The 24,260-nt window shown below is 43.1% G+C and carries 26 protein-coding genes; 21 read left to right on the forward strand and 5 right to left on the reverse strand.

The genetic code is table 11. From position 1 onward, the window contains the following. Positions 1-143 precede the first annotated feature (143 nt). Positions 144-602, reverse strand: coding sequence for a dUTP diphosphatase (gene dut, locus AC0VYI_RS02575; protein WP_199476630.1), 459 nt, complete (start codon positions 600-602; stop codon positions 144-146). A 29-nt stretch (positions 603-631) separates the two neighbouring features. Beyond that, entirely contained in the window at positions 632-1,855 is a 1,224-nt protein-coding gene (coaBC, locus tag AC0VYI_RS02580) for a bifunctional phosphopantothenoylcysteine decarboxylase/phosphopantothenate--cysteine ligase CoaBC (RefSeq protein ID WP_475447137.1), read from the reverse strand. Between the two features lie 162 nt (positions 1,856-2,017). On the opposite strand from coaBC, the gene radC reads away from it, so the two are divergent. The 9 genes from radC to AC0VYI_RS02625 all read left to right on the forward strand — a co-directional run bounded on the left by radC (position 2,018) and on the right by AC0VYI_RS02625 (position 9,924). After that, positions 2,018-2,692, forward strand: a complete 675-nt coding sequence (gene radC / locus AC0VYI_RS02585; protein ID WP_199476628.1) for a RadC family protein — start codon at positions 2,018-2,020, stop codon at positions 2,690-2,692. 221 nt (positions 2,693-2,913) lie between these two features. Beyond that, on the forward strand, positions 2,914-3,150 hold the full coding sequence (gene rpmB / locus AC0VYI_RS02590) for a 50S ribosomal protein L28 (RefSeq protein WP_067012586.1): 237 nt from the start codon (positions 2,914-2,916) through the stop codon (positions 3,148-3,150). Positions 3,151-3,161: 11 nt separating this feature from the next. After that, positions 3,162-3,332, forward strand: a complete 171-nt coding sequence (rpmG, locus tag AC0VYI_RS02595) for a 50S ribosomal protein L33 (protein WP_011978459.1) — start codon at positions 3,162-3,164, stop codon at positions 3,330-3,332. Positions 3,333-3,482: 150 nt separating this feature from the next. After that, entirely contained in the window at positions 3,483-4,301 is an 819-nt protein-coding gene (mutM, locus tag AC0VYI_RS02600; protein ID WP_475447139.1) for a bifunctional DNA-formamidopyrimidine glycosylase/DNA-(apurinic or apyrimidinic site) lyase, read from the forward strand. Positions 4,302-4,524: 223 nt separating this feature from the next. Further along, positions 4,525-5,520, forward strand: coding sequence for a BMP family lipoprotein (locus AC0VYI_RS02605; protein WP_199476626.1), 996 nt, complete (start codon positions 4,525-4,527; stop codon positions 5,518-5,520). A gap of 356 nt (positions 5,521-5,876) precedes the next feature. Next, a complete protein-coding gene (locus AC0VYI_RS02610; protein ID WP_475447141.1) occupies positions 5,877-7,433 on the forward strand; it encodes an ABC transporter ATP-binding protein in 1,557 nt (518 codons plus the stop codon). Beyond that, positions 7,430-8,539 carry an ABC transporter permease gene (locus tag AC0VYI_RS02615; protein ID WP_199476624.1) on the forward strand — a complete coding sequence of 370 codons (1,110 nt, stop codon included), beginning with the start codon at positions 7,430-7,432 and terminating at the stop codon, positions 8,537-8,539. The genes AC0VYI_RS02610 and AC0VYI_RS02615 overlap by 4 nt, the downstream gene beginning before the upstream one ends. Position 8,540: 1 nt before the next feature. Beyond that, entirely contained in the window at positions 8,541-9,509 is a 969-nt protein-coding gene (locus tag AC0VYI_RS02620) for an ABC transporter permease (protein ID WP_199476623.1), read from the forward strand. 16 nt (positions 9,510-9,525) lie between these two features. Further along, entirely contained in the window at positions 9,526-9,924 is a 399-nt protein-coding gene (locus AC0VYI_RS02625) for a cytidine deaminase (RefSeq protein WP_199476622.1), read from the forward strand. A gap of 88 nt (positions 9,925-10,012) precedes the next feature. On the opposite strand, the gene AC0VYI_RS02630 is transcribed toward AC0VYI_RS02625, so the two are convergent. Continuing rightward, positions 10,013-11,149 (reverse strand): AbrB family transcriptional regulator, encoded by a 1,137-nt coding sequence (locus tag AC0VYI_RS02630; RefSeq protein ID WP_475447145.1) that lies wholly within the window; start codon positions 11,147-11,149, stop codon positions 10,013-10,015. 110 nt (positions 11,150-11,259) lie between these two features. On the opposite strand from AC0VYI_RS02630, the gene AC0VYI_RS02635 reads away from it, so the two are divergent. Then, positions 11,260-11,649 (forward strand): septal ring lytic transglycosylase RlpA family protein, encoded by a 390-nt coding sequence (locus AC0VYI_RS02635; RefSeq protein WP_199476621.1) that lies wholly within the window; start codon positions 11,260-11,262, stop codon positions 11,647-11,649. A 10-nt stretch (positions 11,650-11,659) separates the two neighbouring features. Here AC0VYI_RS02635 and AC0VYI_RS02640 read toward each other — a convergent pair whose 3' ends face one another. Next, a complete protein-coding gene (locus AC0VYI_RS02640; protein WP_475447147.1) occupies positions 11,660-13,300 on the reverse strand; it encodes an EAL domain-containing protein in 1,641 nt (546 codons plus the stop codon). A gap of 530 nt (positions 13,301-13,830) precedes the next feature. Between AC0VYI_RS02640 and AC0VYI_RS02645 the strand changes: the two genes are divergently transcribed. The 11 genes from AC0VYI_RS02645 (at position 13,831) to AC0VYI_RS02695 (ending at position 23,353) form a co-directional block, all read left to right on the forward strand. Continuing rightward, the gene (locus tag AC0VYI_RS02645; RefSeq protein ID WP_475447149.1) at positions 13,831-14,010 is read left to right on the forward strand and encodes a FeoA family protein; all 180 of its coding nucleotides are present in this window, start codon (positions 13,831-13,833) and stop codon (positions 14,008-14,010) included. Continuing rightward, complete coding sequence (feoB, locus tag AC0VYI_RS02650; protein WP_475447151.1) at positions 14,007-16,052, forward strand: ferrous iron transport protein B; 2,046 nt, start codon at positions 14,007-14,009, stop codon at positions 16,050-16,052. Before AC0VYI_RS02645 ends, feoB begins: the two co-directional genes overlap by 4 nt. Positions 16,053-16,153: 101 nt before the next feature. Next, the gene (locus AC0VYI_RS02655) at positions 16,154-16,975 is read left to right on the forward strand and encodes a DUF6597 domain-containing transcriptional factor (RefSeq protein WP_475447153.1); all 822 of its coding nucleotides are present in this window, start codon (positions 16,154-16,156) and stop codon (positions 16,973-16,975) included. Positions 16,976-17,024: 49 nt separating this feature from the next. After that, positions 17,025-17,516, forward strand: a complete 492-nt coding sequence (fabA, locus tag AC0VYI_RS02660; protein WP_475447155.1) for a bifunctional 3-hydroxydecanoyl-ACP dehydratase/trans-2-decenoyl-ACP isomerase — start codon at positions 17,025-17,027, stop codon at positions 17,514-17,516. 374 nt (positions 17,517-17,890) lie between these two features. Further along, a complete protein-coding gene (locus tag AC0VYI_RS02665) occupies positions 17,891-18,457 on the forward strand; it encodes a hypothetical protein (RefSeq protein ID WP_475447157.1) in 567 nt (188 codons plus the stop codon). Between the two features lie 34 nt (positions 18,458-18,491). Continuing rightward, a complete protein-coding gene (locus AC0VYI_RS02670) occupies positions 18,492-20,042 on the forward strand; it encodes a methyl-accepting chemotaxis protein (RefSeq protein ID WP_475447158.1) in 1,551 nt (516 codons plus the stop codon). Between the two features lie 212 nt (positions 20,043-20,254). Then, positions 20,255-20,485, forward strand: coding sequence for a Trp family transcriptional regulator (locus tag AC0VYI_RS02675; RefSeq protein WP_199477489.1), 231 nt, complete (start codon positions 20,255-20,257; stop codon positions 20,483-20,485). Further along, positions 20,482-21,891: an anthranilate synthase component I family protein gene (locus AC0VYI_RS02680; RefSeq protein ID WP_475447161.1), complete on the forward strand. Its 1,410-nt coding sequence runs from the start codon at positions 20,482-20,484 to the stop codon at positions 21,889-21,891. Before AC0VYI_RS02675 ends, AC0VYI_RS02680 begins: the two co-directional genes overlap by 4 nt. Positions 21,892-21,902: 11 nt before the next feature. Continuing rightward, on the forward strand, positions 21,903-22,568 hold the full coding sequence (locus AC0VYI_RS02685) for an anthranilate synthase component II (RefSeq protein ID WP_475447163.1): 666 nt from the start codon (positions 21,903-21,905) through the stop codon (positions 22,566-22,568). A 126-nt stretch (positions 22,569-22,694) separates the two neighbouring features. Beyond that, the gene (locus AC0VYI_RS02690) at positions 22,695-23,051 is read left to right on the forward strand and encodes a type II toxin-antitoxin system RelE/ParE family toxin (RefSeq protein WP_475447165.1); all 357 of its coding nucleotides are present in this window, start codon (positions 22,695-22,697) and stop codon (positions 23,049-23,051) included. Continuing rightward, positions 23,051-23,353, forward strand: coding sequence for a helix-turn-helix domain-containing protein (locus AC0VYI_RS02695; protein ID WP_067012627.1), 303 nt, complete (start codon positions 23,051-23,053; stop codon positions 23,351-23,353). The genes AC0VYI_RS02690 and AC0VYI_RS02695 overlap by 1 nt, the downstream gene beginning before the upstream one ends. 93 nt (positions 23,354-23,446) lie before the next feature. On the opposite strand, the gene AC0VYI_RS02700 is transcribed toward AC0VYI_RS02695, so the two are convergent. Continuing rightward, positions 23,447-24,241 carry a DUF2971 domain-containing protein gene (locus tag AC0VYI_RS02700; protein ID WP_475447167.1) on the reverse strand — a complete coding sequence of 265 codons (795 nt, stop codon included), beginning with the start codon at positions 24,239-24,241 and terminating at the stop codon, positions 23,447-23,449. Positions 24,242-24,260 lie beyond the last annotated feature (19 nt).

The raw sequence follows: 24,260 nt of genomic DNA on the forward strand, positions 1-24,260 counted from the left end.
ATAATCCACTAAATGACTTATGAAACTAATTTTCACAATAGGGCAGGGAGATAGGTGAAGGAAAGTGGTTAGATAAGACATATAGATGAATTTTGTTCACCCATATGTCTCTTTTCGATTAATAGGACTGATGTTGTATTGGCTTATTTTGTACCTGTATGGCCAAAGCCGCCTTCGCCTCGTTCGGTTTTTTCGAACTCAGTGACAATGTTAAATTCCGCCTGAACGACAGGTAATAACACCATCTGGGCAACGCGTTCGCCGGGTTCAATGGTAAAGGTGGTATTGCCTCTATTCCAGCAAGAGACCATCAGCTCACCTTGGTAGTCAGAGTCGATCAAGCCGACTAAATTACCCAGCACAATGCCATGTTTATGTCCGAGGCCAGAGCGAGGTAAAATGGTCGCAGCAAGGTTTGGATCCTGAATATAAATAGATAATCCCGTTGGCAGCAATGTTGTTTCACCAGGAGCAAGCTCGATTGCTTGGTCTAGGCAAGCGCGAAGGTCAAGACCAGCAGAGCCTTCTGTGGCGTAGGTTGGCATAGGGATGTCTTTGCCGATTTTGTCGCTCAGAATTTTTAATTGGATAGGGTGTTTCATAAAAGTTCACTTACTGTTTAAAAGAATGGTTAACGAGTTTTACGGTAATGACTGCTAATGCAATCCACCAGTGAGACGGCTAAATGTGCTTTTGCCGCCTTTTCTGGCTGCCATGTTGCGTCTTTGGTAATCACGGTGACTTGGTTTTCGTCGCTGTTAAAACCTATGTCGTCGCGAGACACATCATTGGCAATGATCATGTCTAATCCCTTGCGAGCTAGTTTGTCTTTGGCGTAATCAATGACATTTTGTGTTTCTGCTGCAAAGCCGATAATGCAGCGGGCAAGACGCTTACTGGCGAGAGTGGCAATGATGTCTGTATTTTTAACCAGCGTGAGGGTTAATTCATCACTGTTGGTTTGCTTTTTCATTTTCTGATCACAGGCGGCTTTCATTTTAAAGTCGGCTACGGCGGCAGCGCCAATAAAGACATCGGTTTGTTGGGTCATGGTATTCTCACAGGCTGTAAGCATCTCATCAGCGCTTTTAACCGCTACTAGGTGAACGCCATTCGGTACTGCGATTTGTACGGGGCCGCTTATCAAAGTGACTTTTGCACCACGGGCTTGTGCGGCGGCGGCCAGACCATAACCCATTTTTCCTGAACTGTGGTTGCTGATATAGCGAACAGGGTCAATGGCTTCCATAGTGGGGCCAGCTGTAATCACCCAATGTTGCCCGACTAAGTCTTGAGCTATATTTGTGTTTTCAAAATGACTGATAACGGCCTGAGTAATATCCTGCGGCTCATTCATGCGACCAGGGCCAATATCGCCACATGCCTGTGCCCCTTCGGCTGGGCCAATACTGAGTACACCGCGCTCAGCTAATAAGGAGGCGTTGGCTTGAGTGGCAGGATGACGCCACATAGCTTGGTTCATAGCTGGGGCTAATAAAACAGGCGCTTGCGTTGCTAAACAGAGTGTGGTCAGTAAATCGTTTGCCATACCTTGTGCGTAGCGAGCCATAAAGTCGGCTGATGCTGGAGCAATGATAATAAGGTCAGCCCATTTTGCGAGCTCAATATGTCCCATGCCTGCTTCGGCATTGGGATCTAATAGGGTGCTACGAACAGGGTTTCCCGATACCGCTTGTAATGTCATCTCAGTAACAAAGGCTTTAGCGCCATCGGTCAGCACAACTTGAACATCTGCTCCTGCTTTGCTGAGTAAACGTATGAGTTCGATGCTTTTATAAGCAGCAATACCGCCAGTAATACCGAGTAGAATGCGTTTCTGATGGATAGACGACATAAAAAACTTCTCAATTCAAGTCATGACCGATAAGGTAATAATAAGGCGAGGTGGCATAATGAGGGTTGGTTATTTGACTTGACCAACCTGTCGCAGATTAAACCTCAGCCTCTCTAATATAATCGCAGTAGCGCAAGATTATCATGGATCAAGGAGGAGATCATGAGTATTAAGCATTGGCCTGAACAAGAAAGACCCAGAGAAAAGCTGATTCATCAAGGCGCAGGCGCATTGAGTGATTCTGAGTTGTTGGCGATTTTTCTGCGTACAGGTACGCAAGGTTTGAGCGCCGTGGAGTTGGCTCGGCAAGTGTTGAGTCACTTTGGTGGGTTGCGTTCGTTGATGTCGGCCAGTCGCGAGGAATTCTGCAAAGGGCTAGGATTGGGGGATGCGAAATTCACTCAGTTACAAGCGGTGCTAGAAATGTCGAAGCGACATTTGCACGAGCAGCTTGTGCGTGAAACAGTATTTACCAGCGCTGAGCATGTTCGTACCTACTTGTCTTCCCAGCTTCGCCATTCCCAACGGGAAGTCTTCGCGGTGCTTTTTTTAGACTCACAGCATCGTTTAATCCGTTATCAAGAGCTTTTTATGGGCACCATTGATGCTGCTGCCGTGTACCCACGGGAAGTGGTTAAAGCCGCTCTGCAATACAACGCCGCTGCCGTTATCCTCGCCCATAACCATCCAAGTGGTGTGGCAGAACCTAGTCAAGCTGATATTACTATAACGGGTCGCATCAAACAGGCGTTAGAGCTTGTTGATGTGCGTATGTTGGATCATTTTGTGGTGGGGGATGGCGCGCCTGTATCACTGGCTGAGCGTGGGCTGGTATAGATTTTTCGTGGTTTTTGCCGAGGCTTGCTTCTTTTCTCGACTAAGTTTATTTAATTGATCATTTTTTTAACAAAAGAATTGCTCAATGATGCTGCTTATGGGAAAATGCGCGCCGCTATATCCTCGGTACGGGATTTTTTTGATTCACAAGGAATCATGCTCCGCCTGAGGAAGTGAAGCACACTTCCAATAATTTTCTGGATAGCAAAAGGTATTTAATTATGTCTCGCGTATGTCAAGTTACTGGGAAACGTCCTGTTACAGGTAATAACGTTTCTCACTCAAAGCGTCGTACTAAGCGTCGTTTTCTTCCAAACCTTCACTGGCACCGTTTTTGGGTCGAAGGTGAGAACCGCTACATCCGTTTACGTGTCTCTTCTAAAGGTATGCGTATTATCGATAAAAAAGGCATCGAATCAGTTCTTGCTGACCTTCGTGCTAACGGCGAAAAAGTATAAGGATCTGAATCATGGCTTCTAAAGGCGCTCGCGATCTTATTCGCATGGTATCTTCCGCTGGTACTGGTCACTTTTACACAACTGACAAGAACAAGCGTAATACTCCAGACAAACTAGAAATGAAAAAGTTTGATCCTGTTGTACGTAAGCATGTTATGTACAAAGAAGCGAAAATTAAATAATTTTCGATCTTTGTCAAAAGGAACCGACTCACTGAGTCGGTTTTTTTGTATTCGATGTTCGGTATTGAAAATTTCTTTTTCTAAAATAAAGAGTTTTGTCTAAAGGGTTAGTATAATCGCTTCTTTTTAATCGTTTGTGGGGTTTTAGTCATGCCTGAGTTGCCAGAGGTAGAGACAACACTGCGAGGCATCGAACCGCATCTTGTTAATCAGACTGTTACTAAGATTGATATCCGTCAGCCAAAGTTGCGTTGGCCAATCACGCCTGAGTTAACAGATCAAATGCAAGGGCAAGTCATTACACACTTGTCTAGGCGAGGAAAATACATTGGCATTCATACGGCCAAGGGAACCTTAATTATCCATTTAGGCATGTCAGGCAGCTTGTATTTTGTGCCGCCCAATACCCCGCCTTTGTTTCACGATCACGTGGATTTTTGTTTTGCAGGGGAGGCGAATTGGTTGCGTTATACGGATCCTCGACGTTTCGGTGCGATTTTATGGACAACAAATGACTGGCTCCAGCATGAGTTGTTGAGTCATTTGGGTCCAGAACCTCTGTCACCAGACTTTCACGTAGATTATCTACATGAAAAGGCAAAGGGCCGTAAAGTCGCTATTAAAACCTTTATTATGGACAGCAAAGTGGTAGTAGGGGTTGGCAATATCTACGCTAACGAAGCTTTGTTTATGGCGGGTATTCGTCCTACTCGTATGGCGAGTAATATTAGTAAAGCCCGTTTAGCTTATTTTGTTGAGTGCATTAAAATGGTGCTTACCTCAGCAATTAAGCAAGGTGGTACCACGTTACGAGATTTTGTTGGGGGGGATGGTAAGCCTGGCTACTTTAAGCAGGAGTTAGCCGTGTACGGTCGAGCCGGTAAGCCTTGTCGACAATGTGGTGGCGAGTTGAAAGAAATTCGTCAAGGGCAACGTAGTACCGTATATTGTCCCGACTGCCAAACCTGACTAAATAGATAAGATCGGCATGCTTATTGCTCGACTATAGTCGATTTTATTCGTCTATAGTTCTTAAGTAGAGAATAAAAAATGTATTGCTAAGAATTGTCGCTCAAAAAACAACCTGTTTTGATGTTTTTTGATTGCGATATGAGGTGAATAAGTTTATTTTTGACCGGCTAGACAACTTAAATGTCGATGCCACAATTAAAAAACCATAAGAGGAATTGGAATGAAAGGTGTCTTTCTTGCGTCTGTAACCGCATTGGCAATGTCTGCAACGTTAGCCCATGCCGCAACTGATAAGCCGGCGGTTGTTTACGATCAAGCTGGTAAATACGATAAGTCTTTCAATGAAGGTGTTTACAACGGTGTCCTAAAATACGAGAAAGACACGGGGCAGCAAATTCGTGAATTTGAACCAAAAAATGAAGCGCAAGTTGAACAAGGTCTTCGTCGTTTGGCACAGCGTGGTTACTCGCCGATTATTGCTGTAGGCTACAGTATGTCTGCTGCCACAGAGAAAGTGGCGAAAGATTTCCCTAATATCCATTTTAGTATCATTGATAGTGTAATCAATCTGCCAAACGTGCAATCGATCGTCTTTAAAGAACAAGAAGGGTCTTTCTTGGTGGGCGCACTGGCTGCGATGAAGTCTAAAACCAATACGGTTGGTTTTATTGGGGCAATCGATGTTCCGCTGATTCGTAAGTTTAGCTGTGGTTACCGACAAGGTGTGAAATACATTGCGCCAAACGATAAAGTGATTGTTAACTTTGTTGGTTCTACAGGTGCAGCTTTTAGTAACCCAACTCAAGGTTCTGAGTTAGCCAAAAGCCAATTTTCCCAAGGGGCTGATGTTATCTTTGCGGCCGCTGGTGGAACGGGTATTGGTGTTTACCAAGCCGCAGCCGATGCTGGCAAGTACGCAATTGGCGTGGATTCAGACCAAAACTACCTTCATCCAGGCGTGATGCTGACTTCTATGGTTAAGCGTGTTGACCAAGCGGCTTACAATGTATACAAAAGTGCGGCTGCTGGAGACTGGAAACCTGGCGTAGTGACCCTTGGTCTGGCGGATAATGGTGTTACTTGGGCGCTGGACAAATACAACGAAAAACTGATTACCCCAGAGATGAAAGCGAAAATGGATACGATTCGTAAAGACATCATCGATGGTAAGATTAAAGTACATGATTACTCTGTAGACAACAGCTGTAATATGTAAGAGACAAACAATCAAGCAGCGACTTATTGGTATGAGTCGCTGTTTTTTTGTCTTTGACGTTTTTTGTTTTTGCTCTTTTGATCAATAGATTTACCTACGATCTGTTGCACGAACGGCCACTCCGTTCGATTCCTCGTATTCGGTATGAGAGGGAGGGCAGGAACACGTTTTCTTGTCTTGATCATGGTTCCTGCATTGCCCTTATAACCTACGCTTATGCAGGATCCGCGTGTGAATAAAACATGCTTCCTAATCCGCTGGGTTAGGTGGGTTGATGTATTTGATTTTGCCCGTTTTGACGGAAAATGAAATGCATTTGCTGCCCCAATACAACATAGACGAATCATTATTTAGTTATGATAAATACAACTATTCCATACGCAATAGAATTGCGTGACATAAGCAAGCGTTTTGGTACGGTTCAGGCCAATAAAGACATTTGCTTGCAAGTACCTAAGGGAAGTATTCACGGTATCATCGGTGAAAATGGGGCAGGAAAATCCACTTTGATGAGTATCATTTATGGCTTTTATGCGGCGGATACAGGCCATATTGAAGTGGATGGCGAGATCGTCGACATTCGTACTTCGCAAGATGCTATAAACGCTGGTATCGGCATGGTTCACCAGCATTTTATGTTGGTGGAAAACTTTACCGTGCTGGAAAATGTGATGTTAGGGGCCGAAGGTGGCGCCTTATTGCGAAAAGGTGTCAGCAAAGCGCGTGCTGAGTTAAAGCGGTTGGCCTCTCAGTACAGCTTAGAAATTGATGTTGATGCGGTAGTGGAAGAGCTTCCCGTTGGTCTACAGCAGCGCGTGGAAATTTTAAAAGCTTTATATCGCGGCGCGCGAATTTTGATTCTCGACGAGCCTACGGGAGTGCTAACACCGCAGGAGGCTGATCATTTATTCCGTATTCTGCACTCGCTAAAAGAAAAGGGAGTGACGGTTTTATTGATTACCCATAAATTGCGCGAGATTTTAGCTTCGACGGATAATGTTTCTGTGATGCGCCAAGGGGAAATGGTGGCTCACCGAGAGACATCGAAAACCAACAAAGAAGAGCTGGCTGAATTAATGGTCGGTAAAAAAGTTCGCTTGACGGTTAATAAAGAAGAAGCAAAGCCTGGCAAGGTTGTTCTATCGGCGAAGCATCTTTCTCAGCTTGACAGCCAAGGTGTAAAGCGCTTGAAAGATGTTAGTCTAGAGTTGCGTGCGGGTGAAATTTTGGGGGTTGCCGGGGTCTCCGGAAACGGCCAGAGTGAGCTGTTGAATGTGCTGTCTGGTATTACGGTCATGAGCGAAGGTGAAATCCATTTCGCCGGTGAAGTGATTTCTGCCAGTGCGCCAAAAAATGCGGCACAAATGCGTGATATGGGAATGGCCCATGTACCAGAAGACCGTCATAAAATGGGCTTGGTAACAGGGTTTGAGGCCTATGAGTCAGCGATATTAGGCTACCATAACTCGCCAGTTTATAACGGCAAGTTTCTTATGAATCGTAAAGTCATATTAGATGAATGCAGTGAGCGCATGGCCGCATGGGACGTTCGACCACCTAATCCATACCTGAAAACGGCCAATTTTTCAGGTGGTAATCAGCAAAAGATTGTGATTGCCCGCGAAGTGGAGCAAAACCCTGATGTGTTATTGATTGGTCAGCCAACACGTGGTGTGGACATTGGTGCAATCGAAAATATTCATGAACAAATTGTTAGTTTACGAGACGCTGGCAAAGCAATTTTGTTGGTTTCGGTAGAGTTGGATGAAATTATGGCATTGAGTGATCGCATCCTCGTGATGTTTGATGGTGCGGTGGTTGGCGAGCTGGAGGCAAAAGACGCTAACGAACGTGTTCTTGGTTTGATGATGGCGAATTCTTACAGTGATGACCCTCAAGGAGAGCCAGCATGAATCAGGCAAAAGTCCCAGTTTGGGTTAATATCGCATTGATCCCACTGTTAAACATCACTTTGGCATTTGTTATTTCTGGTTTGGTGATTTATGCCATTGGTCAAAACCCCATTGAGGCTGCTGGCTATATGATCTACGGCGCCTTTGGTTACAGTGAAGGGGTTGGTTACACACTATATTATGCGACCAACTTTATTTTCACCGGGCTGGCTGTGTGCGTGGCCTTTAAGGCGGGTTTGTTTAATATTGGTGGTGAAGGGCAAGCCTATATTGGTGGCTTAGGCGTTGGCTTAGTGTGTCTTGCATTGGATCATTCAATGCCATTTATTGTGATTGCTCCCTTGGCGATTATTGGGGCGGCGGTATTTGGGGCCGCTTGGGCCTACGTACCAGCTTATCTTCAAGCGCGTCGTGGTAGCCACATTGTAATTACCACGATCATGTTCAACTTTATTGCGTCGTCTTTAATGGTTTATCTGATGGTGAACTGGTTAAAAGGGACGCAAAACATGTCTTTAAACAGCCGTACGTTTGAGCAAAATGCTTGGATGCCTTATTTGCATACTTTGCTGACACCCTTGGGGATTGATATCGGCGATTCTCCGGTAAACCTCTCTTTCTTTTGGGCCTTGTTGTGCTGTTTTGGGGTGTGGCTATTAATTTGGCATACTCGTTGGGGATATCAGCTACGAACCTTAGGAACCAATCCTACTGCTGCAAAATACGCTGGCATTGATACCGCAAAAGTGACTATTTGGGTGATGTTGGTATCGGGCGCACTAGCGGGTTTTGTGGGGCTAAATGAAATCATGGGGGTCAACCACAGCCTGTTGCTGAATTTTGCAGCGGGTTATGGCTTTACTGGGATTGCGGTGGCGTTGATGGGGCGCAATCACCCTGTTGGTATTTTCCTTGCGGCGATTTTGTTCGGTGCTTTGTATCAGGGTGGTGCGGAAGTGTCATTTGATATGCCGCAAATTACACCGGACATTGTTGTGGTGGTTCAAGGTTTGGTTATTTTGTTTTCTGGCGCTTTAGAGCACATGTTTAAAGATCGTATAGAAGGCTTCTTTATTCGCAGAGCCGCGGCAGCACAGGAGAAATAAAATGTACGATACGCTTATTCAAATGTTGGACGCGACCGTGCGTGTCTCTGCGCCATTGATTTTGGCGGCCTTGGCTGGGCTTTTTTCCGAGCGAGCAGGTATTGTTGATATCAGCTTGGAAGGGAAGATCCTAGGTAGTGCATTCGCAGCGGCAGCGGCTTCTGCGGTGTTTGGTTCTGCTTGGATTGGTTTGATCTTTGGCATCATCGCCTCCGTTGCTTTGGCCTTGATACACGGCTTTGCCTGTATTACTCATCGTGGTGATCATATTGTCTCGGGGGTGGCGATTAATACCATTGTTGCAGGATTGACAGTAACCCTTGGTTTGCATTGGTTCAATATGGGAGGGCAAACACCGGCGTTATCTGGTGATCAGCGCTTCTTGGACATTACCTTGCCGTTCGCTCATGCGATGCAGAATGTGCCCGTTATCGGGCAGATATATTCGAACCTGATCAGCGGTCATAATATTTTAGTGTATCTGGCCTTCGTTATGGTGCCAGTGACGTACTGGATTGTCTATAAAACTCGATTTGGACTACGTCTTCGTGCGGTTGGAGAAAATCCCCACGCTGTTGATACGGCGGGGATTTCGGTGACTTGGTTACGTTATCGAGCGGTAATGATGTGTGGTATTTTGTGCGGCGTTGCTGGCGCATATTTGTCGACGGCACACAACGCAGGTTTCTTGAAAAATATGAGTGCGGGTCAGGGATATATGGCTCTGGCTGCGTTGATATTTGGTAAATGGCGACCTGTGCCTGTGATGTTTGCTTGTCTGTTATTTGGCTTTTTGAATGCTGTTGCTGTACGTTTGCAAGGTGTGATTATTCCAGGGGTTGGTGAAGTGCCAGTACAGGCAATTGAATCGTTACCTTATGTGTTAACCATATTGCTATTGGCGGGTTTTATCGGTAAAGCCGTTGGGCCAAAAGCGGTTGGCCGTCCTTATGTGAAAGAACGAGCCTAACAGCAGGATAAAAACAATGGAAAACTCAGAGCTTTTTAAGCTAGCAAAAGAAGCGATGGATAAGGCTTATGTGCCTTATTCTCACTTTCATGTTGGTGCTGCAATTTTGACGGTTGGCGGCAAGTATTACTCCGGCTGTAATGTCGAAAATGCGGCCTACCCAGAGGGAACCTGTGCCGAAGCAGGAGCCATTGCGGCCATGGTGCTGGGTGGTGATGCTCAAATTCAAGACATTTATGTTATGGGAAAGGGGGACTTGTTGGTAACCCCTTGTGGTGGTTGTCGTCAGAAAATTCGTGAGTTTGCTACTGAGCAAACGAGAATTCATATTTGCAGCCCAACGCAGATACAGAAAACCCTAACCATGGATGAATTGCTGCCTTTGTCATTTGGCCCTGAGAATCTTGCCAAATAATAAAGGTGACTGATTCGGTCTTTAGTTTGTCTCTGTTAAATAAAAAAACCACGCTTAAAAACGTGGTTTTTTTATGCTCTGAATACGTTTATAACGCGGTTTCATTTGGGCGCTTGGCGGACAACCAGCGAGCAAGCAAAGGTCCAATAATCAATACTAAGAGAAAGCGTAAAATTTGCATTGTCATGACGAAGGCGACATCGGCATTGGTGGCAGCGGCGATAATGGCGACGGAATCGGCTCCACCTGGGCTAGTAGCCAGAAAAGCTGTGAGTGGATCAATATCGGCAAAATACACCAATAAAATAGCAAAGCAGCCATTGAGAAATAATAACGCTAATATAGAGCCTAATACATAGGGAAAGACTTTAACGGCGTGGCGCACGACTTCTGGCGAAAATCGAAAGCCAATTCCCCAGCCCAATATGGCATAGCTGATAGTGAGATACCAAGTGGGTAATACAATGGTTAGTAGCCCTGTGGCCTTCAGTAATACACCTAAAGCAATCGAAATAAGCAAAGGGCCACCAGGCAAGCGCAGCTTCACTCCGATATAAGAGGCAATGCTGATGAGTAACAAGGTGAGCCCAAAACCTTGCCATGAGCTGACTAAGAGCCAATTGCTGACAGCATGATTGGGTGTTGAGCTGACATTATAGATATGAGCGACGACGGATGCTGCCACCACACAACAGGCCACTCGTAAATATTGCATCATGGCAACCAATCGAATATCGGCACCATAGGCCTCACACATGAGCGTCATTGCTCCGGCGGCACCGGGAGAAGAGCCCCAGATAGCCGTGGTGCCTGGCAGTAATCCGGTGCGACTTAGTAGCCAGCCGAGGAAACTTGATGCTACGACCGTGGATAAAGTACCAAGTAAAAAAACAGGCCAGTCTTTGGCAACTTCAGTATAGAGGTTTAAAGGTAGATGAGAGGCAATCATGACACCCAGTGAACCTTGCGCCAATAGGAAGAAAGGCTTATAGAGTCTTAACCTTGCCCCTCTTATGGTGATGATGATTGCGGCGATCATTGGGCCAAGTAACAACGCGGCAGGTAAGTGGAACCATTCTAAAAAGCCACCGATGAGGCTAGAAAGGACAAATAACAGAATAAAAGACTGATATTTGGGTCTGTTTTCTGGCTCGCAGTGTGGTTTGTTGGTCGTCATGAGGCTGATTTTTCGATCAATGAATAAGATGGTTTCCAGAGAATTCACACCGGAGCATACCTGAAATATTGGCGGAAAATGATATTAAAAAGTAAACTGTCTTAAAATATTCGCATTTGATAATTGCTCATATTAAGTCTTCATTAAATGGAACCTCTATGTTAAAAATTACTGTCGTTAGTTGGATTGTGTTGCCTTTGTTGCTATCTGCTTGTGCTAGTGCCCCAATGACACATTCTGAGTCGCGAGGCTTTGTAGAGTATGGTAAAGCCAGCTACTATGCGGATAAATATCAAGGTCGAAAAACCGCCAACGGAGAGCGCTTTAATCAACATGCCTTAACCGCTGCCCATAAACGTTTAGCATTTGGTTCTAGAGTTAAAGTAATTAATCTAGCGAACGGTAAGAGTGTTGTGGTGAGAATAAATGATAGAGGTCCTTACACCAGTGATCGTATTATCGATTTGAGTAAGGCTGCTTTTAAACGCATTGCAAACATTCATAAAGGGGTTATTAATGTGAAAATCATCGTTCTGTCTTCAAAATAGAGCGAATGCTTTAATTACTTAGTCGTGTCGTACTTAAGGAGTCTTTTGCTATTCTTTCTGAATGACATTTGTTTTTTACCTTTTTTGTTTGTAGATAGTTTTCTAGTTGGTTTGTTTTCATTGGCCGGGCAAAAAGCCAGCCTTGTCCCATCGCTTCGCTTGACAAAGACGTGAGATAGTCTAATTGTTCTTGCGTTTCTATGCCTTCAAAAACGACTGTTGCATCGAGCTTTTGTAGCATAAGAAAAATGGCGTTGAGCATGTTTTGATTGATGGATTCTGTGCCGATGGACTGGGTGAATATCTTGTCTACTTTGATTTCATGGGGTTGTATCTTACTTAACCAAGACAAGTTGGCATAGCCTGTACCAAAGTCATCTAATGAGATTTTATAGCCAGTTTTGGTGAATTCCGCCACAGGTCCTTCAATCAAATCAACACCATCATTTGTTCGTTCAGTGACTTCGAAAATAACCCTATCATGGGCAATTTGATGCCGTTCAGCTTGTTCATTAATAAAACATAAAATTTGACCTTGCGAGATATCCTTCATAGACAGGTTAATGCTTAGGCTTATGTCTGGGTATTTCTTCATGATAGGTGACATGTCTTGAAGGGCACGATGAACCACAAGATGGCTTAATTTTTCCATGAGGTCATGTTTTTCGGCCAAACCGATAAAAACATCAGGAGAGACTTTTCCGAAGGTTTTGTCGTGCCAGCGGGCGAGTGCTTCCACCCCAGTTACCTGGAATGTTCTAAGACAGAGTTTAGGTTGATATTCTAGATAAATATCACCATTAGTAATAGCTCGTTTTAAATGTTGTAATAGAGATTTATGTCTTGTTCTAGATAAAAATAGAATATAACTTAGGGTTAGTCCAGAGATAATACTTACTATCATCGCGATTAATAAGTTGCTATCGGATAGACCTAGCAATCCCATTTTATTATTTTGAATAATAATGCATTGGTTGTTATCTGAACATTCTTTTTCGGTCATGGATGTTAAAGTCATACCGGTTTTTGCTTCAATTAATACGTTTGGTGACGTACTGCCATAATGTCTAAAAATATAATTAAATGCTTTGAGTTCAAAAGCGACATTATTGTTATGGTCTATTTTGTAATAATATTTATTCACTAAATTTTTTTTAATTGAAATTAAAGTGTGATCAATGCTGATCATGTTGATGTTTGTTTTTTTAGTGAATGGATCTGGTATGTTTTTCCAGTGCTTGAAGTTTTTTGTTAATTTTTTTGCTTCTTTTGGAAGAGATATTGGGTCTTTTAGTATGCCCCAACTGGCAGAACAAATAATTTGATTATTTTTAATATGAGCAATATCTTTAATATATTTGTCTTTCCATAAGGCAGTCCTCATTTTTTTAAGGTTATCTGATGAGCAAAGTTGGTTGTCGTCTAGCTTTGCGCTGGATAAAGCCGACATTACCTCATTATATAGCGCTTGGCTTTCTAAGTTCATTTTATCTAAATCAGAGTAGAGATTTTTTTTATCTTCGTTGAATAAAAAAAAATGAATGAGGGCCAGTGTAATTACAAACCCCAAAATGGTTGGAATCACCAAGAACAATAGTTGACAGATTTTTTTTCGCTTTATACCAAGTGAGAGGAAGTGGGGCTGGGTCATCCGTTTCTAGGCCTATGAGACGCATCTATTTTTTTAGGTTATTGTAAAAAACTGTATCTATTTTAATTATTTTTTTGTTAATTTATGTATATGTTTACAAAAAAATACATTTTATATTTTTTTAAAGGGATTTCTATTTTTGGTATGACTATGCCTTTGACGATAAGCGGTTCTTTTTTTGCTCACGACAATACAAACGTTGTCGAATGAAATTAACAGCTTATAGCCTTTAAACCTTGTTGTTGGAGCTAAGTGAGCCTTCATTTGGTGGGTGAGCTGGTATGATGAAAATCGTTCTGCGCTAGAGCGCGAAGAAAAGTTGCTTAATATTTGTGCTTTTTTAAGCACTTTTTGTTGATTGAGTCGTCTTTATTTCTGGCTGTTAAGCCTGATTTTGGGTGATAATAGCGAAACCTATTGTATTGATAATTGTTATTATGTTCATTTTTGGGGGGCTGCAATGGTTTTGTCAGAGTTATTGAGGGGTCAAGAAGCAACTATTCATCATGTGTTCTCATCCAAGCGATGAAATGCAAATACAACTCAATGCACTGGGGTTTGATCCTGGTGAGACGATAAAGCTGTTAATGAAAGCTCCCTTAGGAAACCCCCTTCAAGTGAAAGTCGGTGCCACTTTGATTGCTATCCATACGGACGATGCTCAGCATGTTCATTTATGTGATGAGTATTGCGAGGGACACGACGAATGAGCCGACATATTACGTTAGTCGGTAATCCGAACACAGGTAAAACCACCTTATTCAATAAGCTTGCTGGTACACGGCAAAAGGTGGGTAACTGGGCTGGTGTGACGGTCGATTGTAAAACGGGCTTTTTTGCTTCTGATCAACAGCGCGTCGATATGACAGACTTACCTGGTATTTACAGTTTTGCAACTGAATCTGGCGGCATTGACGAAGCGGTGGCGCGCCGTTTTTTGAATACAGGGGATTACGATGTCATTATTAATGTGGTAGATGCCACCAATTTAAAGCGTAATCTCAAGTTAACAAAAGAGTTGATTGCCTTGGGTCGTCCGATGATTGTCGTCCTAACCATGACGGATTTAGCTCGAAAAATGCGTGTTATGCCAGACATTGCCAGTTTAGAGGCCAATATGGGGGTGCCCATTATTGATGGTTACGAATTGTCGGTGAATGATCTCCAATATCATGTTTGCCATTTAGTAAACGAGTTAAAAGGCAAACCGATAAACGCGGAACCAAAGCCAATCAAAGATTGGTTATCCGGTGTGATGAAGCAGCAGGCGAGGGCACAAAATACCACTGAATTGGTTGACCGCATTGTGCTTCATCCGTGGTTGGGGATTCCTATCTTTTTACTCGCCATGTATGCCATGTTTGCCTTTGCGATTGGTGTAGGGAATTTATTTGTTGATCCAATTGATTCTCTTGCTGGTTATTGGTTTGTGGCGTTTCCCAGTCATTGGATGGCGCAAGTGGGTATCCCTCATTGGTTGATTATCGTCATCGCGGATGGTGTTGGCGGCGGTGTGCAGTTGGTGTCTACCTTTGTTCCCGTGATCGGTTGTTTATACATTTGTCTGAGTATCCTTGAAGATAGTGGCTATATGGCGCGAGCAGCCTTTATTATTGACCGAGTGATGCTGTCGATTGGCTTGCCGGGACAAGCCTTTATCCCCCTGCTATTGGGCTTTGGCTGTAATGTGACTTCTATCATGTCAACACGCAGTTTATCAAACCCCAAACAGCGTATGCTCACCATGGCCATGGCACCCTTTATGTCCTGTAGTGCACGTTTAGCTGTGTATGTCATGTTCGTTTCTGTTTTCTTTCGGGAGCACGGTGGTTCTTTGGTATTTGGTTTGTATTTACTGGGCATTGCTATGGCCGTCGGTACGGCATGGATTTTCCGCAAGCAGCTTTTTAAAGACGTGCAAGCTAGCTCCTTTATGGAAATGCCTCACTATCATCGTCCTCGTTGGGGGAATGTTGGCTTGTCTAGTTGGCACAAAGTTCGAGGTTTTGTGATCCGTGCAGGTAAGACAATCGTGGTTGTTTCTGCCATATTAACGATATTGAATTCGGTGCCATCGTGGCGCTCTGTTGCAGACGGCGGAAAACCATCTGCCTTGGCGGAGGTAGGACAAGTCATTACCCCCGTTTTCTCTCCGATTGGTATGGGGGATGGCAACTGGCCTGCTGCTGTCGGTGTTTTTACTGGTGTGCTAGCAAAAGAAGCGGTAGTGGGCACCATGGATGCGTTATATACCAATGCGGCAGGGGGCAGTGCAGGAGGAGATTATGTGTCTCCACTGGTAAACCTAAAAGAAGCGGGCTCGATTTTATGGGCAAATCTTAGCGGCGTGGTGAGTACATTGATCGACCCATTAGGCTTGTCTGCTGTGTCTGAAGCGCAAACAGAAACCACCTTATCGCCAGGACACCAGCGCATGGTGTCGTTATTTGAGGGCTGGCAGGGCGCATTCGCCTACCTTGTTTTTGTCTTGCTTTATACGCCATGTGCTGCGGCGATTGGCGCGTTGGTGAAAGAGGGCGGATTATTGTGGACGGGGGTCGTTGTTGGCTGGAGCACATCCGTTGCATACGTGGGCGCGGTATACAGTTTCCAGGTACTGACCTTTGCTGACCACCCGATGGAATCCTTGCTCTATATCGCCCTTGCCAGTGTATGGATCGTGCTTTTTGTGCTGGGCTTGAAATCGTGGATCAAACCTAAGATGGATAAAAGTATCATAGCGATTGGCTAAAATTCGTTTCGAGTTTGAAAAGCGATCTAAGTTATAGGTCGCTTTTCCATTTCAGATTTATACTAACGGACTTGACACAAAGGTCTCTAATAGGATTGTTTTTGCAAGCATCTCAAACACGTTACCAATCTTTTCAGCCAATGTTAACGAATGCGGGGCAAGAGCAATTTGGATTAAAGCTACAAATCCATAAGCCTTGTTTTACCTTGTCGGACGACGTGTATGCTTTTGTTGAAGTAAGTACCGACCATCCCACTCGGTATCCCATCGTACCTGATGGTACCAATATTATGTTTTTCTCTGCGTGTGGAGAGTTATTCGGAGGAACTCAATCTTCCATTTTGGATGTACCTTTAAATACATTGGATGGGCCCTATTTTGGTATCTGGTTTCAGCCTGGAAAATTGCGAAGTTTTTTTAATGTGGATGTCTCTGAGGTCACTGACCAGCTCGTCCCATTGGATTTTTTAGACAGCAAAGTGTTCTTATCTTTTCAAGAAGGCTTATATGAGAAGGCATCTTTTAATGATCGGGTTAACTACTGTGAAAATATACTGATAAAGCATACTCAATCGATATCTTTCCCTGATAAATTAAAACACGCTCAAAATATTATCTATCAAGAATGTGGCAATATCAGTATGGCGTACTTATCGAGCCAAGTCGGTTGGAGCCATCGTCAGTTGAATCGACAATTTTTATTACATACAGGGCTGACTAGCAAGGCATTTGCTCAGACTATTCGTATTAATCATTTTTTAAAGCGTTGCTCGCAAGATGATGTCCCGTATCTTCATCATGGATTGGACCTTGGTTTTTATGACCAATCGCATATTCTAAGAACCACGGCTCAGCACAATGTAACGTCGCTTTCTCCTATTTCCCAGCAATTCATGTCCAATTTTTACAAGCCTCGCCCCTAAGCAACTTCCATACTCACCACAACGGATTCTTAAAAAGCATGAGGTGAATATGAGGTTTTCTAACATGGATATTATTGCTATGTCAGAAGGGGATTTCTTTGGTGAGGGCAACGCACAATTGCCTAGTGATCAGATGTTGATGATGGATGAAATTTCACACGTTGATGATATCGGCGGCAAATACAATAAAGGCCTATTGATCGCGAACTTAGCCATTCGGCCTGATCATTGGTTCTTTGCCTGCCATTTTAAAGGAGACCCTGTTATGCCGGGTTGTTTAGGCTTGGATGCACTTTGGCAATTATTGGGCGTGTTTTTGGGTTGGTCTGGTTTACTTGGTAAAGGCCGTGCATTAGGTGTAGCGAAAGTACGCTTCTCAGGGCAAATTTATCCAGACGCTAAAAGCATTGAATACCAAATTCATATTAAACGTATTATCAAAAAGCCCTTAGGAATGGGGATTGCTGACGGTTTTGTCTTGCTCAATGGTGAAGTGATTTACGAAGCAACGGATTTGAAGGTGGGACTGATAAAACGCTAGGGGATAGGTCGCAGGTATTTGGCATTGACGTTTTTAAGTGCTAGGTGGCAAACACTCTTTTTGCGTCCAGTGCATTGCTAATATCAGGCACTGTTGAATACTAGAGCCCTGTCTAAAAACAATAAGTTAGGAATTTGATACAAGAGGCCTAACATAGTCTTCATTTATTACTTTTTTATGAATGATTATTCATTTCTTGAAAGTCTTTAAAAGTAGCTCTGTAGCTGCTTCTAGGACTATCTGTTTCTAGTCTGTGCTTGTTAGAGAATTATAGGCTTGTATTTTCATGTAACGGCATCTCGCTATTACGAATCCCTGTTCTACAGTTTAAAGATCTAATTTCCAATCATCAATATCAAAGTGGCGGGTGTACTATGAAGAAAGCTCTATTATTTACTGCTCTTATTTCTATTCCTTCTATCCTTTTTGCTAATGAATTCGAAGGTCAACTAACTGAGTTAGCTAATACTCAGGTGCGAGAACTGGTCTCATCTCCTATAGTTATAGAAGCGGTTGAGGCGCAGAATCAACGCAATGCTACCTTATCACAGAGCGATATTAATAATTTAGACCAACAATGGCGTGCAGAAGTAAGTGCTTCTGATCAGCCTCTAATCTCTAAGGTACTTGGTAATCCGCTATCTACTTATTTGATGTCTGCCCAGAAAGAAAGTGATGGACTTTATACTGAGATATTTATTATGGATAACAAAGGTCTTAACGTTGGGCAGAGTGTCGTTACATCTGACTACTGGCAAGGTGACGAAGCGAAGTGGCAACAAACGTTTCTCAAAGGTTCTGGTGCCATATATGTTGGTGACATAGAGGAGGATGAATCAACGCAAACGTTCCAATCTCAGATTAGTTACACCATTAGTGATCCTAAAACGGGCGAAGCTATCGGGGCGATTACGGTTGGAGTCAATATAGGGAAAATGTAGTAACTGGCTATATTCATATTTATGGAGGAATGGTATGAGTATTCGTTATATATTGATTCTAAGCTCTTTTCTGGTTGTGACACTGGCAATGGTCATTATGACTGCCATTATGTGGCAAAGTAGTACAGACGCTTTGAGACAGGCCAGCATAAATAACTACTATAGAATGTCCAATACGATTGCTGATCAGATTGCGACATCTGTGCGTTTTAAAAAAGAGAGTTCGGTTCGTAAAAAGGTTGAGCCATATCTGGAAGAGTCAAAAAACGATTTAAAAGAAGTCAGCGTGTTTCTCGCTGATGGAGAGTTACTTTACAGTTCCTTGGATGGAAAAGTCGCTCCTATTGCTGTAGACGGCATAACATTTAATGATAGAACAGGGATTGTGCTGCAAACGGGAACCGAATTATCTCTAGTTATACGTCTAACTTCAGGCAAAAGTGATAGTGTGGTGGGTTATGTTCGTTCAAATTGGCGTTACAGTTCTGTCATTGTGTTAGAAAAGTTATTGCTGACAAAAGCACTGGTGATAGGCGGTGGTATTCTAGTTGTGACTTTACTAGGTTTGTTTTTAATGATTCGCCAAGTTTTAGAAAAACCTATCAAGCGTTTCACCTACTTAACAGGGGAGCTATCTTCAGGTAACGGTGATCTATCACAGCGTATTCATTATGATAGCTCTAATGAGTTTGGACAGTTGGCACATCATATCAATACTTTTATCGAGAAGTTGGAAGGGGCGTTTACAGGGCTACAGGGTAGTGCGGAGAAAGTTTCAAACGTGTCTATTAGTCTTGAGAACAATGTTGAGCAGCTAGAAGAAAAAATTCGTCTAAGACGTGAGGATATCAAGCAAACTTTAGCGTTGGGCAATGATCTACAACAGTCTGTGGGTTCTGTTAAAGAAAGAATTGAAACCGCCTCGGAGTCTTTGGAGCAGGCTGTTGAAGCTGCGCAACAAGGTCAAAGTAAATTGCAGGAGGCAGTTGAAAGAAATAGGCAACTAGCGAAAAGTACCAAATCGGCCTTCGATATTGCTGATACTCTCAATAAACAGGCTGGTGAAGTCTCCAGCATTCTAGAAATCATCCGCGATATTGCAGACCAGACGAATTTATTAGCGCTTAATGCCGCGATTGAAGCCGCCAGAGCTGGCGAAACTGGTCGAGGGTTCGCTGTGGTGGCGGATGAGGTACGTTCTTTGGCGGAGAAAACGTCCAGTTCAACCGATCAAGTAGAGGAAATTCTGACGCAACTTTTGAATTACGCTACTAACCTTGTTGGCTCCATGGAGCAAGGGTTGGATAATTCTACGGTTTGTGTTGAAGCAACAGAAGAAGCGTCTTCTTATATAGAAGATATTATTGGGAAGGTAAATAACTCTAATCGTTTGAACTTGGATGTTGTACAAACGAATCAACAACAGCACAAATCTATGGAGCATATGTCAAATAGACTGATTGATTTAGACCGACAAATGGATGACTTGTTTCATGATAGTCAGCAAATGACGGAACATAGCAAAGATCTGCTGGAAAATGCAGAGTCTACTAAGGAAAGCTTGTCTTCCTTTAGTTCGCGCTAACCGTTTCTTCGAAGAGTGTTAAGACAAAGCTAGATTGAAAAAAGAGTTAGAGCAGATATCCGAAAATTAGTTTTATTTTATTTCTCGCAAAAAAGCACCGCCAGTCGGTGTTTTTTTGTGCCTGTTCCTCTTGTTTCTCTGGCTCAAAAACTATACTGTACTAGTACATGAATACGAAACTTTTTTGAAAGAGCCATAATAGAGTGCCGCCTATGCAGGACTTAATCCAGTTTTTATCCGAAGTTGATGATGCATCTGTGTTGGAGAAGCGTTTAAAAGTGCTACTGACACCGAATGAAATTAGTGAAATGGTGAGCCGTTTGAAGATCATTGCGTTGTTAGACGAAGGCGTGCCACAGCGAGATATTGCAAAACAATTAGGCGTAGGTATTGCTACTGTGACCCGTGGTTCCCGAGCATTGAAGGAATTAAAAGAGATATGAGTAAATCTAATAAAAAGCCGGAGCGTATCACGCTACCGCGCAAACCTAAGTACATCACTATCAGTTCAGATTGTGATTTTTTTGATTTATTTAAAAAGGTTGAGAAGCGTTTCGACAACTGTTTTATGTTGGAATCTCTTGGTGAAGAGAGCTTTATTTCCCGCCATTCTATTATTGGTTTTGATCCTGAAAAGTTGATCTGGGCACAAGACAAGCAATTGTTTATTCAAGAGCGCGATGGCTCGACAGAAGCTTACGAGTCTGACAATCCATACTATTTGCTGCGTGATATCGTGCCTCAGAATATTTTGTCACGAGGCTTTGCAGGCGGGTTAACCGGTTATCTTGGTTACGACAGCATGAATTACTTCGAGCCTACGCTAGATCTACAATCGAGCGATATGTTTGATGCGTTCCGCTTTGGTTTGTTTAAGGATGGCTTGATCTACGACAAAATGACGGGTGAGTTATTCTACTTTTATTACGATGACAATCGAGTAGAACTGGTGAACCATATGATGGCAGAACCAACGCCAGAGAATGGGGCTTTTGTGGTCACGCCAGCGGGGGAGTCCATGAGTAAAAGTGACCATGCCGATGCCGTAGCCAAAGTCAAAAAAGACATTATTGATGGCAAAATCTTCCAATGCGAAGTGGGCTTTAAAATGTGGTTCGACATGGAAGGCGATACCATTAACTTGTACGAGCAATTGCGAGAAGTGAACCCCTCGCCACAAATGTATTACATAAAGTTTGGCGAGCAAAAAGTCATTGGTGCTAGCCCCGAGTTACTATTCCGTGTACGTCAGGGGGAAATGGAAACCTTTCCGCTAGCGGGTACAGCAAAACGTGGCGTGGACGAAAAAGAAGATGTGGCTTTGGCTCGCGCTTTGTTGAACGACCCAAAAGAAATTGCCGAGCACAATATGATTGTCGATTTGCATCGTAATGATATCGGCCGTGTGGCGCGTTTTGGTACGGTGAAAGTGCGCAGTTTGATGGACATTAAACGTTTCAGTCATGTTCAGCATATTTCTAGTGAAATTGTTGGTATCATGGCGGAAGATCACGATATGTTCTCGGCCTTGGCGAGTAATTTTCCGGCGGGGACCTTGACGGGGGCGCCGAAAATCGAAGCCATGAAAATCATCGACGATTTGGAAAATGATGGCCGAGGCCCTTACGGTGGCGCGGTTGGTCAGTTCTCTTTTAATGGTGATTGTATGTTCGCGATTCCCATTCGTACCGTGTTTGCTAAGGGTAACAAAGCCTATGTGCAAACCTGTGGCGGTAACGTATATGACTCAAACGCCGAAGACGAGTATGAAGAAATTCAACGTAAGTTTGCTGGTACCCGCCGTGTACTGGAAAGCTTTGCGCCAGCTAAACATCAAGCTAAGGTTTAAGGGAAGGTAACATGAAAGTTTATATTATCGACAACTACGATTCCTTTACTTACAACCTATATCAGTTTATTGGTGAAGTGTTGGAAACCGAAAAAAGTCGTGGCGACATCAGTGCCTTCGAAGTGATCGTGAAGCGCAATGATGAAGTGACCTTAGATGACATTCGCGATGCATCGCCCGATCGCATTATTATTTCTCCAGGGCCGGGTTCACCAGACGATAAAGCATATTTTGGTGTGTGTGCCGATGTGATTTTAGAATTTGGCAAAACCATTCCCTTAATGGGGGTTTGCTTGGGGATGCAGGGTATTTGTCATGTATTCGGTGGTAAAGTTGTGAAAGCGCCCTTACCAATGCACGGGAAGACCAGCCCGATTACCCATAATGGACAAGGCATCTTCCATGACATTCCAGACCAACTAGAAGTAATGCGTTACCATTCTTTAATTGCCGAAGCGGAAAGCTTTCCAGAGGTGCTAGAAGTCACCGCGTCGGTTGGCGACTTGCAACCAGCGGATTTTAATAATCTAGCAAGGATCCATCAAGGCGGGCAATTCGAGCTGATGGGCGTGCGCCATAAGGAATACCCGATCCAAGGGATTCAATTCCATCCAGAATCCTTTGCGACAGAAGGCGGTAAGGATTTGATTAAGAATTTCTTATTTCAGGTTTGTTAGGAAAGACATAGTCTTTGATGCGATAAAAAGCAGTGTTCAATTATGGGCGCTGCTTTTTTTTGAATTGAAAATATAGCCTTAAAGCTATATAGTTTAAAGGCTATTATTTTATGTAAAAGGGAATTTATGTGGAGTATAGAAACAACGGATGTGTTCGATGAATGGTTTGACGCTCTGGACGATATTGATAAAGAAAACGTGTTGGCAACATTACTTTTGCTACAGCAAAAAGGACCGCAATTATCTAGGCCTTATGCAGATGCTGTGAATGTCTCAAAGTTCGCTAATATGAAAGAGCTAAGGACGCAAAGTAAGGGCAACCCTATACGCTCGTTCTATGCATTCAATCCAAGCAGAACTGGTATTTTATTGTGTGCTGGAGAGAAAACAGGGAAAGATAAGCGATTTTATGAACAGATGATTCCAGTTGCTGATAAAGAATTTGAAAAGCATCTACTGGAGCTAAAAAGTCGAGGTGAGTAATGGCTAGAACACTTGATAAATTAATTTCAGATCAGAAGCCTGAAATAGTAAAAAATGCTCGTAAAAAGGCGGATGATATGTTGCTTGGTATTCATCTCGCCCAGTTGCGTGAACGCATGCAAATTACTCAAGAGGATATGGCAAACACGCTAGGCGTGAAGCAGCCAACGATTGCTGGAATGGAGCGCAAGGGTCGTGATGTTAAATTATCTACTTTGAAGCGCTATGTTGAAGGCGCTGGTGGTAAATTAACAGTGGATGTTGAATTGCCCGATGGCAGCCATTATGGGTTTAACTTATAAGGCTATTTAACCGTGCTAGATCAGGTCTGAGCTAGCATCTTTGACATTAGATTGCTTGGTTCGAAAAAATTACTTCTTTACGGGGAAATATTCCTAATCTGGCACTGAAGATATTAATGCTAAGCCTTCTCTGGTAATGGTCATTTCATCATATTCAGCCTGAAGAGCTTCAGCTGTGTATTTGAGGAGTTGTTTGTGCTCTGTAGACATTTTATATCCAGCTATAAGTGTTTTGATTTTGAGTCCTTCTGGCATATCAATGGAGGTGGCTTTTTTCTCAAAATTGACTAGCCTTAATTCTTGTTCATAACTCCAATCTACATTTTTGCTTGCGATAAATTTGGCTAGTGCTTGGTGAGGTGAGAATAACAATTCGGAGAAGCATATTTCTGGTAGTTCTGATACGTAATTTACATGGTATTGTGCCAAATTATTATTCTGAGTAGCAAATGTCATCGGGGATAAGACATATTCAATGCAAAAGCCTTTGTGGCTTGAAGCATAATGAGCCCAAGCAAGAGGCGTTTCGAGATTTTTCATGAAGCACTGAACGCCAAAAGAACCAAAGTGCTTTTTGAATTCATATTGAATTTGCTCCGGTGTTCGGGTTGAAGAATCTTTAGTCCATTGATTAATAAATTTGACTGTTATCTTATTAAATAGCCAATGCATACTATCCAGAGAAATATCTTCGAATAACATTTTGACTGCTTTTTTGAACTTCTCATCATTGTGCCCAGACCGGTAAATTCGATCATTAAGACCTAATTGAAAATCAAAAGGGTCATTAAACTTGAGAGGATCAGAAAACCAGAGTTTGTTGTCTGCTAAAGAGAGAATTCTCTTTTCATCGGCAGGCTCGAATCTGTATAGTGAAGTCCCGTTCATAATTTACTCCTCGCGGTAG

The organism is Marinomonas sp. 63XJN7_9_ISO-PGPR-S23-217 (assembly GCF_056173515.1).

Bases quoted from the DNA above. Each gene is read 5' to 3' on its own strand.
- AC0VYI_RS02625 (WP_199476622.1), top strand. From the start codon at position 9,526: ATGGAAAACTCAGAGCTTTTTAAGCTAGCAAAAGAAGCGATGGATAAG.
- AC0VYI_RS02615 (WP_199476624.1), top strand. From the start codon at position 7,430: ATGAATCAGGCAAAAGTCCCAGTTTGGGTTAATATCGCATTGATCCCA.
- rpmG (WP_011978459.1), top strand. From the start codon at position 3,162: ATGGCTTCTAAAGGCGCTCGCGATCTTATTCGCATGGTATCTTCCGCT.
- AC0VYI_RS02605 (WP_199476626.1), top strand. From the start codon at position 4,525: ATGAAAGGTGTCTTTCTTGCGTCTGTAACCGCATTGGCAATGTCTGCA.
- AC0VYI_RS02685 (WP_475447163.1), top strand. From the start codon at position 21,903: ATGAAAGTTTATATTATCGACAACTACGATTCCTTTACTTACAACCTA.
- coaBC (WP_475447137.1), bottom strand. From the start codon at position 1,855: ATGTCGTCTATCCATCAGAAACGCATTCTACTCGGTATTACTGGCGGT.
- AC0VYI_RS02675 (WP_199477489.1), top strand. From the start codon at position 20,255: ATGCAGGACTTAATCCAGTTTTTATCCGAAGTTGATGATGCATCTGTG.
- AC0VYI_RS02620 (WP_199476623.1), top strand. From the start codon at position 8,541: ATGTACGATACGCTTATTCAAATGTTGGACGCGACCGTGCGTGTCTCT.
- AC0VYI_RS02635 (WP_199476621.1), top strand. From the start codon at position 11,260: ATGTTAAAAATTACTGTCGTTAGTTGGATTGTGTTGCCTTTGTTGCTA.
- AC0VYI_RS02700 (WP_475447167.1), bottom strand. From the start codon at position 24,241: ATGAACGGGACTTCACTATACAGATTCGAGCCTGCCGATGAAAAGAGA.
- AC0VYI_RS02610 (WP_475447141.1), top strand. From the start codon at position 5,877: ATGATAAATACAACTATTCCATACGCAATAGAATTGCGTGACATAAGC.
- AC0VYI_RS02645 (WP_475447149.1), top strand. From the start codon at position 13,831: ATGCAAATACAACTCAATGCACTGGGGTTTGATCCTGGTGAGACGATA.
- fabA (WP_475447155.1), top strand. From the start codon at position 17,025: ATGAGGTTTTCTAACATGGATATTATTGCTATGTCAGAAGGGGATTTC.
- dut (WP_199476630.1), bottom strand. From the start codon at position 602: ATGAAACACCCTATCCAATTAAAAATTCTGAGCGACAAAATCGGCAAA.
- feoB (WP_475447151.1), top strand. From the start codon at position 14,007: ATGAGCCGACATATTACGTTAGTCGGTAATCCGAACACAGGTAAAACC.
- mutM (WP_475447139.1), top strand. From the start codon at position 3,483: ATGCCTGAGTTGCCAGAGGTAGAGACAACACTGCGAGGCATCGAACCG.
- radC (WP_199476628.1), top strand. From the start codon at position 2,018: ATGAGTATTAAGCATTGGCCTGAACAAGAAAGACCCAGAGAAAAGCTG.
- AC0VYI_RS02680 (WP_475447161.1), top strand. From the start codon at position 20,482: ATGAGTAAATCTAATAAAAAGCCGGAGCGTATCACGCTACCGCGCAAA.
- AC0VYI_RS02690 (WP_475447165.1), top strand. From the start codon at position 22,695: ATGTGGAGTATAGAAACAACGGATGTGTTCGATGAATGGTTTGACGCT.
- AC0VYI_RS02640 (WP_475447147.1), bottom strand. From the start codon at position 13,300: ATGACCCAGCCCCACTTCCTCTCACTTGGTATAAAGCGAAAAAAAATC.
- rpmB (WP_067012586.1), top strand. From the start codon at position 2,914: ATGTCTCGCGTATGTCAAGTTACTGGGAAACGTCCTGTTACAGGTAAT.
- AC0VYI_RS02665 (WP_475447157.1), top strand. From the start codon at position 17,891: ATGAAGAAAGCTCTATTATTTACTGCTCTTATTTCTATTCCTTCTATC.
- AC0VYI_RS02670 (WP_475447158.1), top strand. From the start codon at position 18,492: ATGAGTATTCGTTATATATTGATTCTAAGCTCTTTTCTGGTTGTGACA.
- AC0VYI_RS02695 (WP_067012627.1), top strand. From the start codon at position 23,051: ATGGCTAGAACACTTGATAAATTAATTTCAGATCAGAAGCCTGAAATA.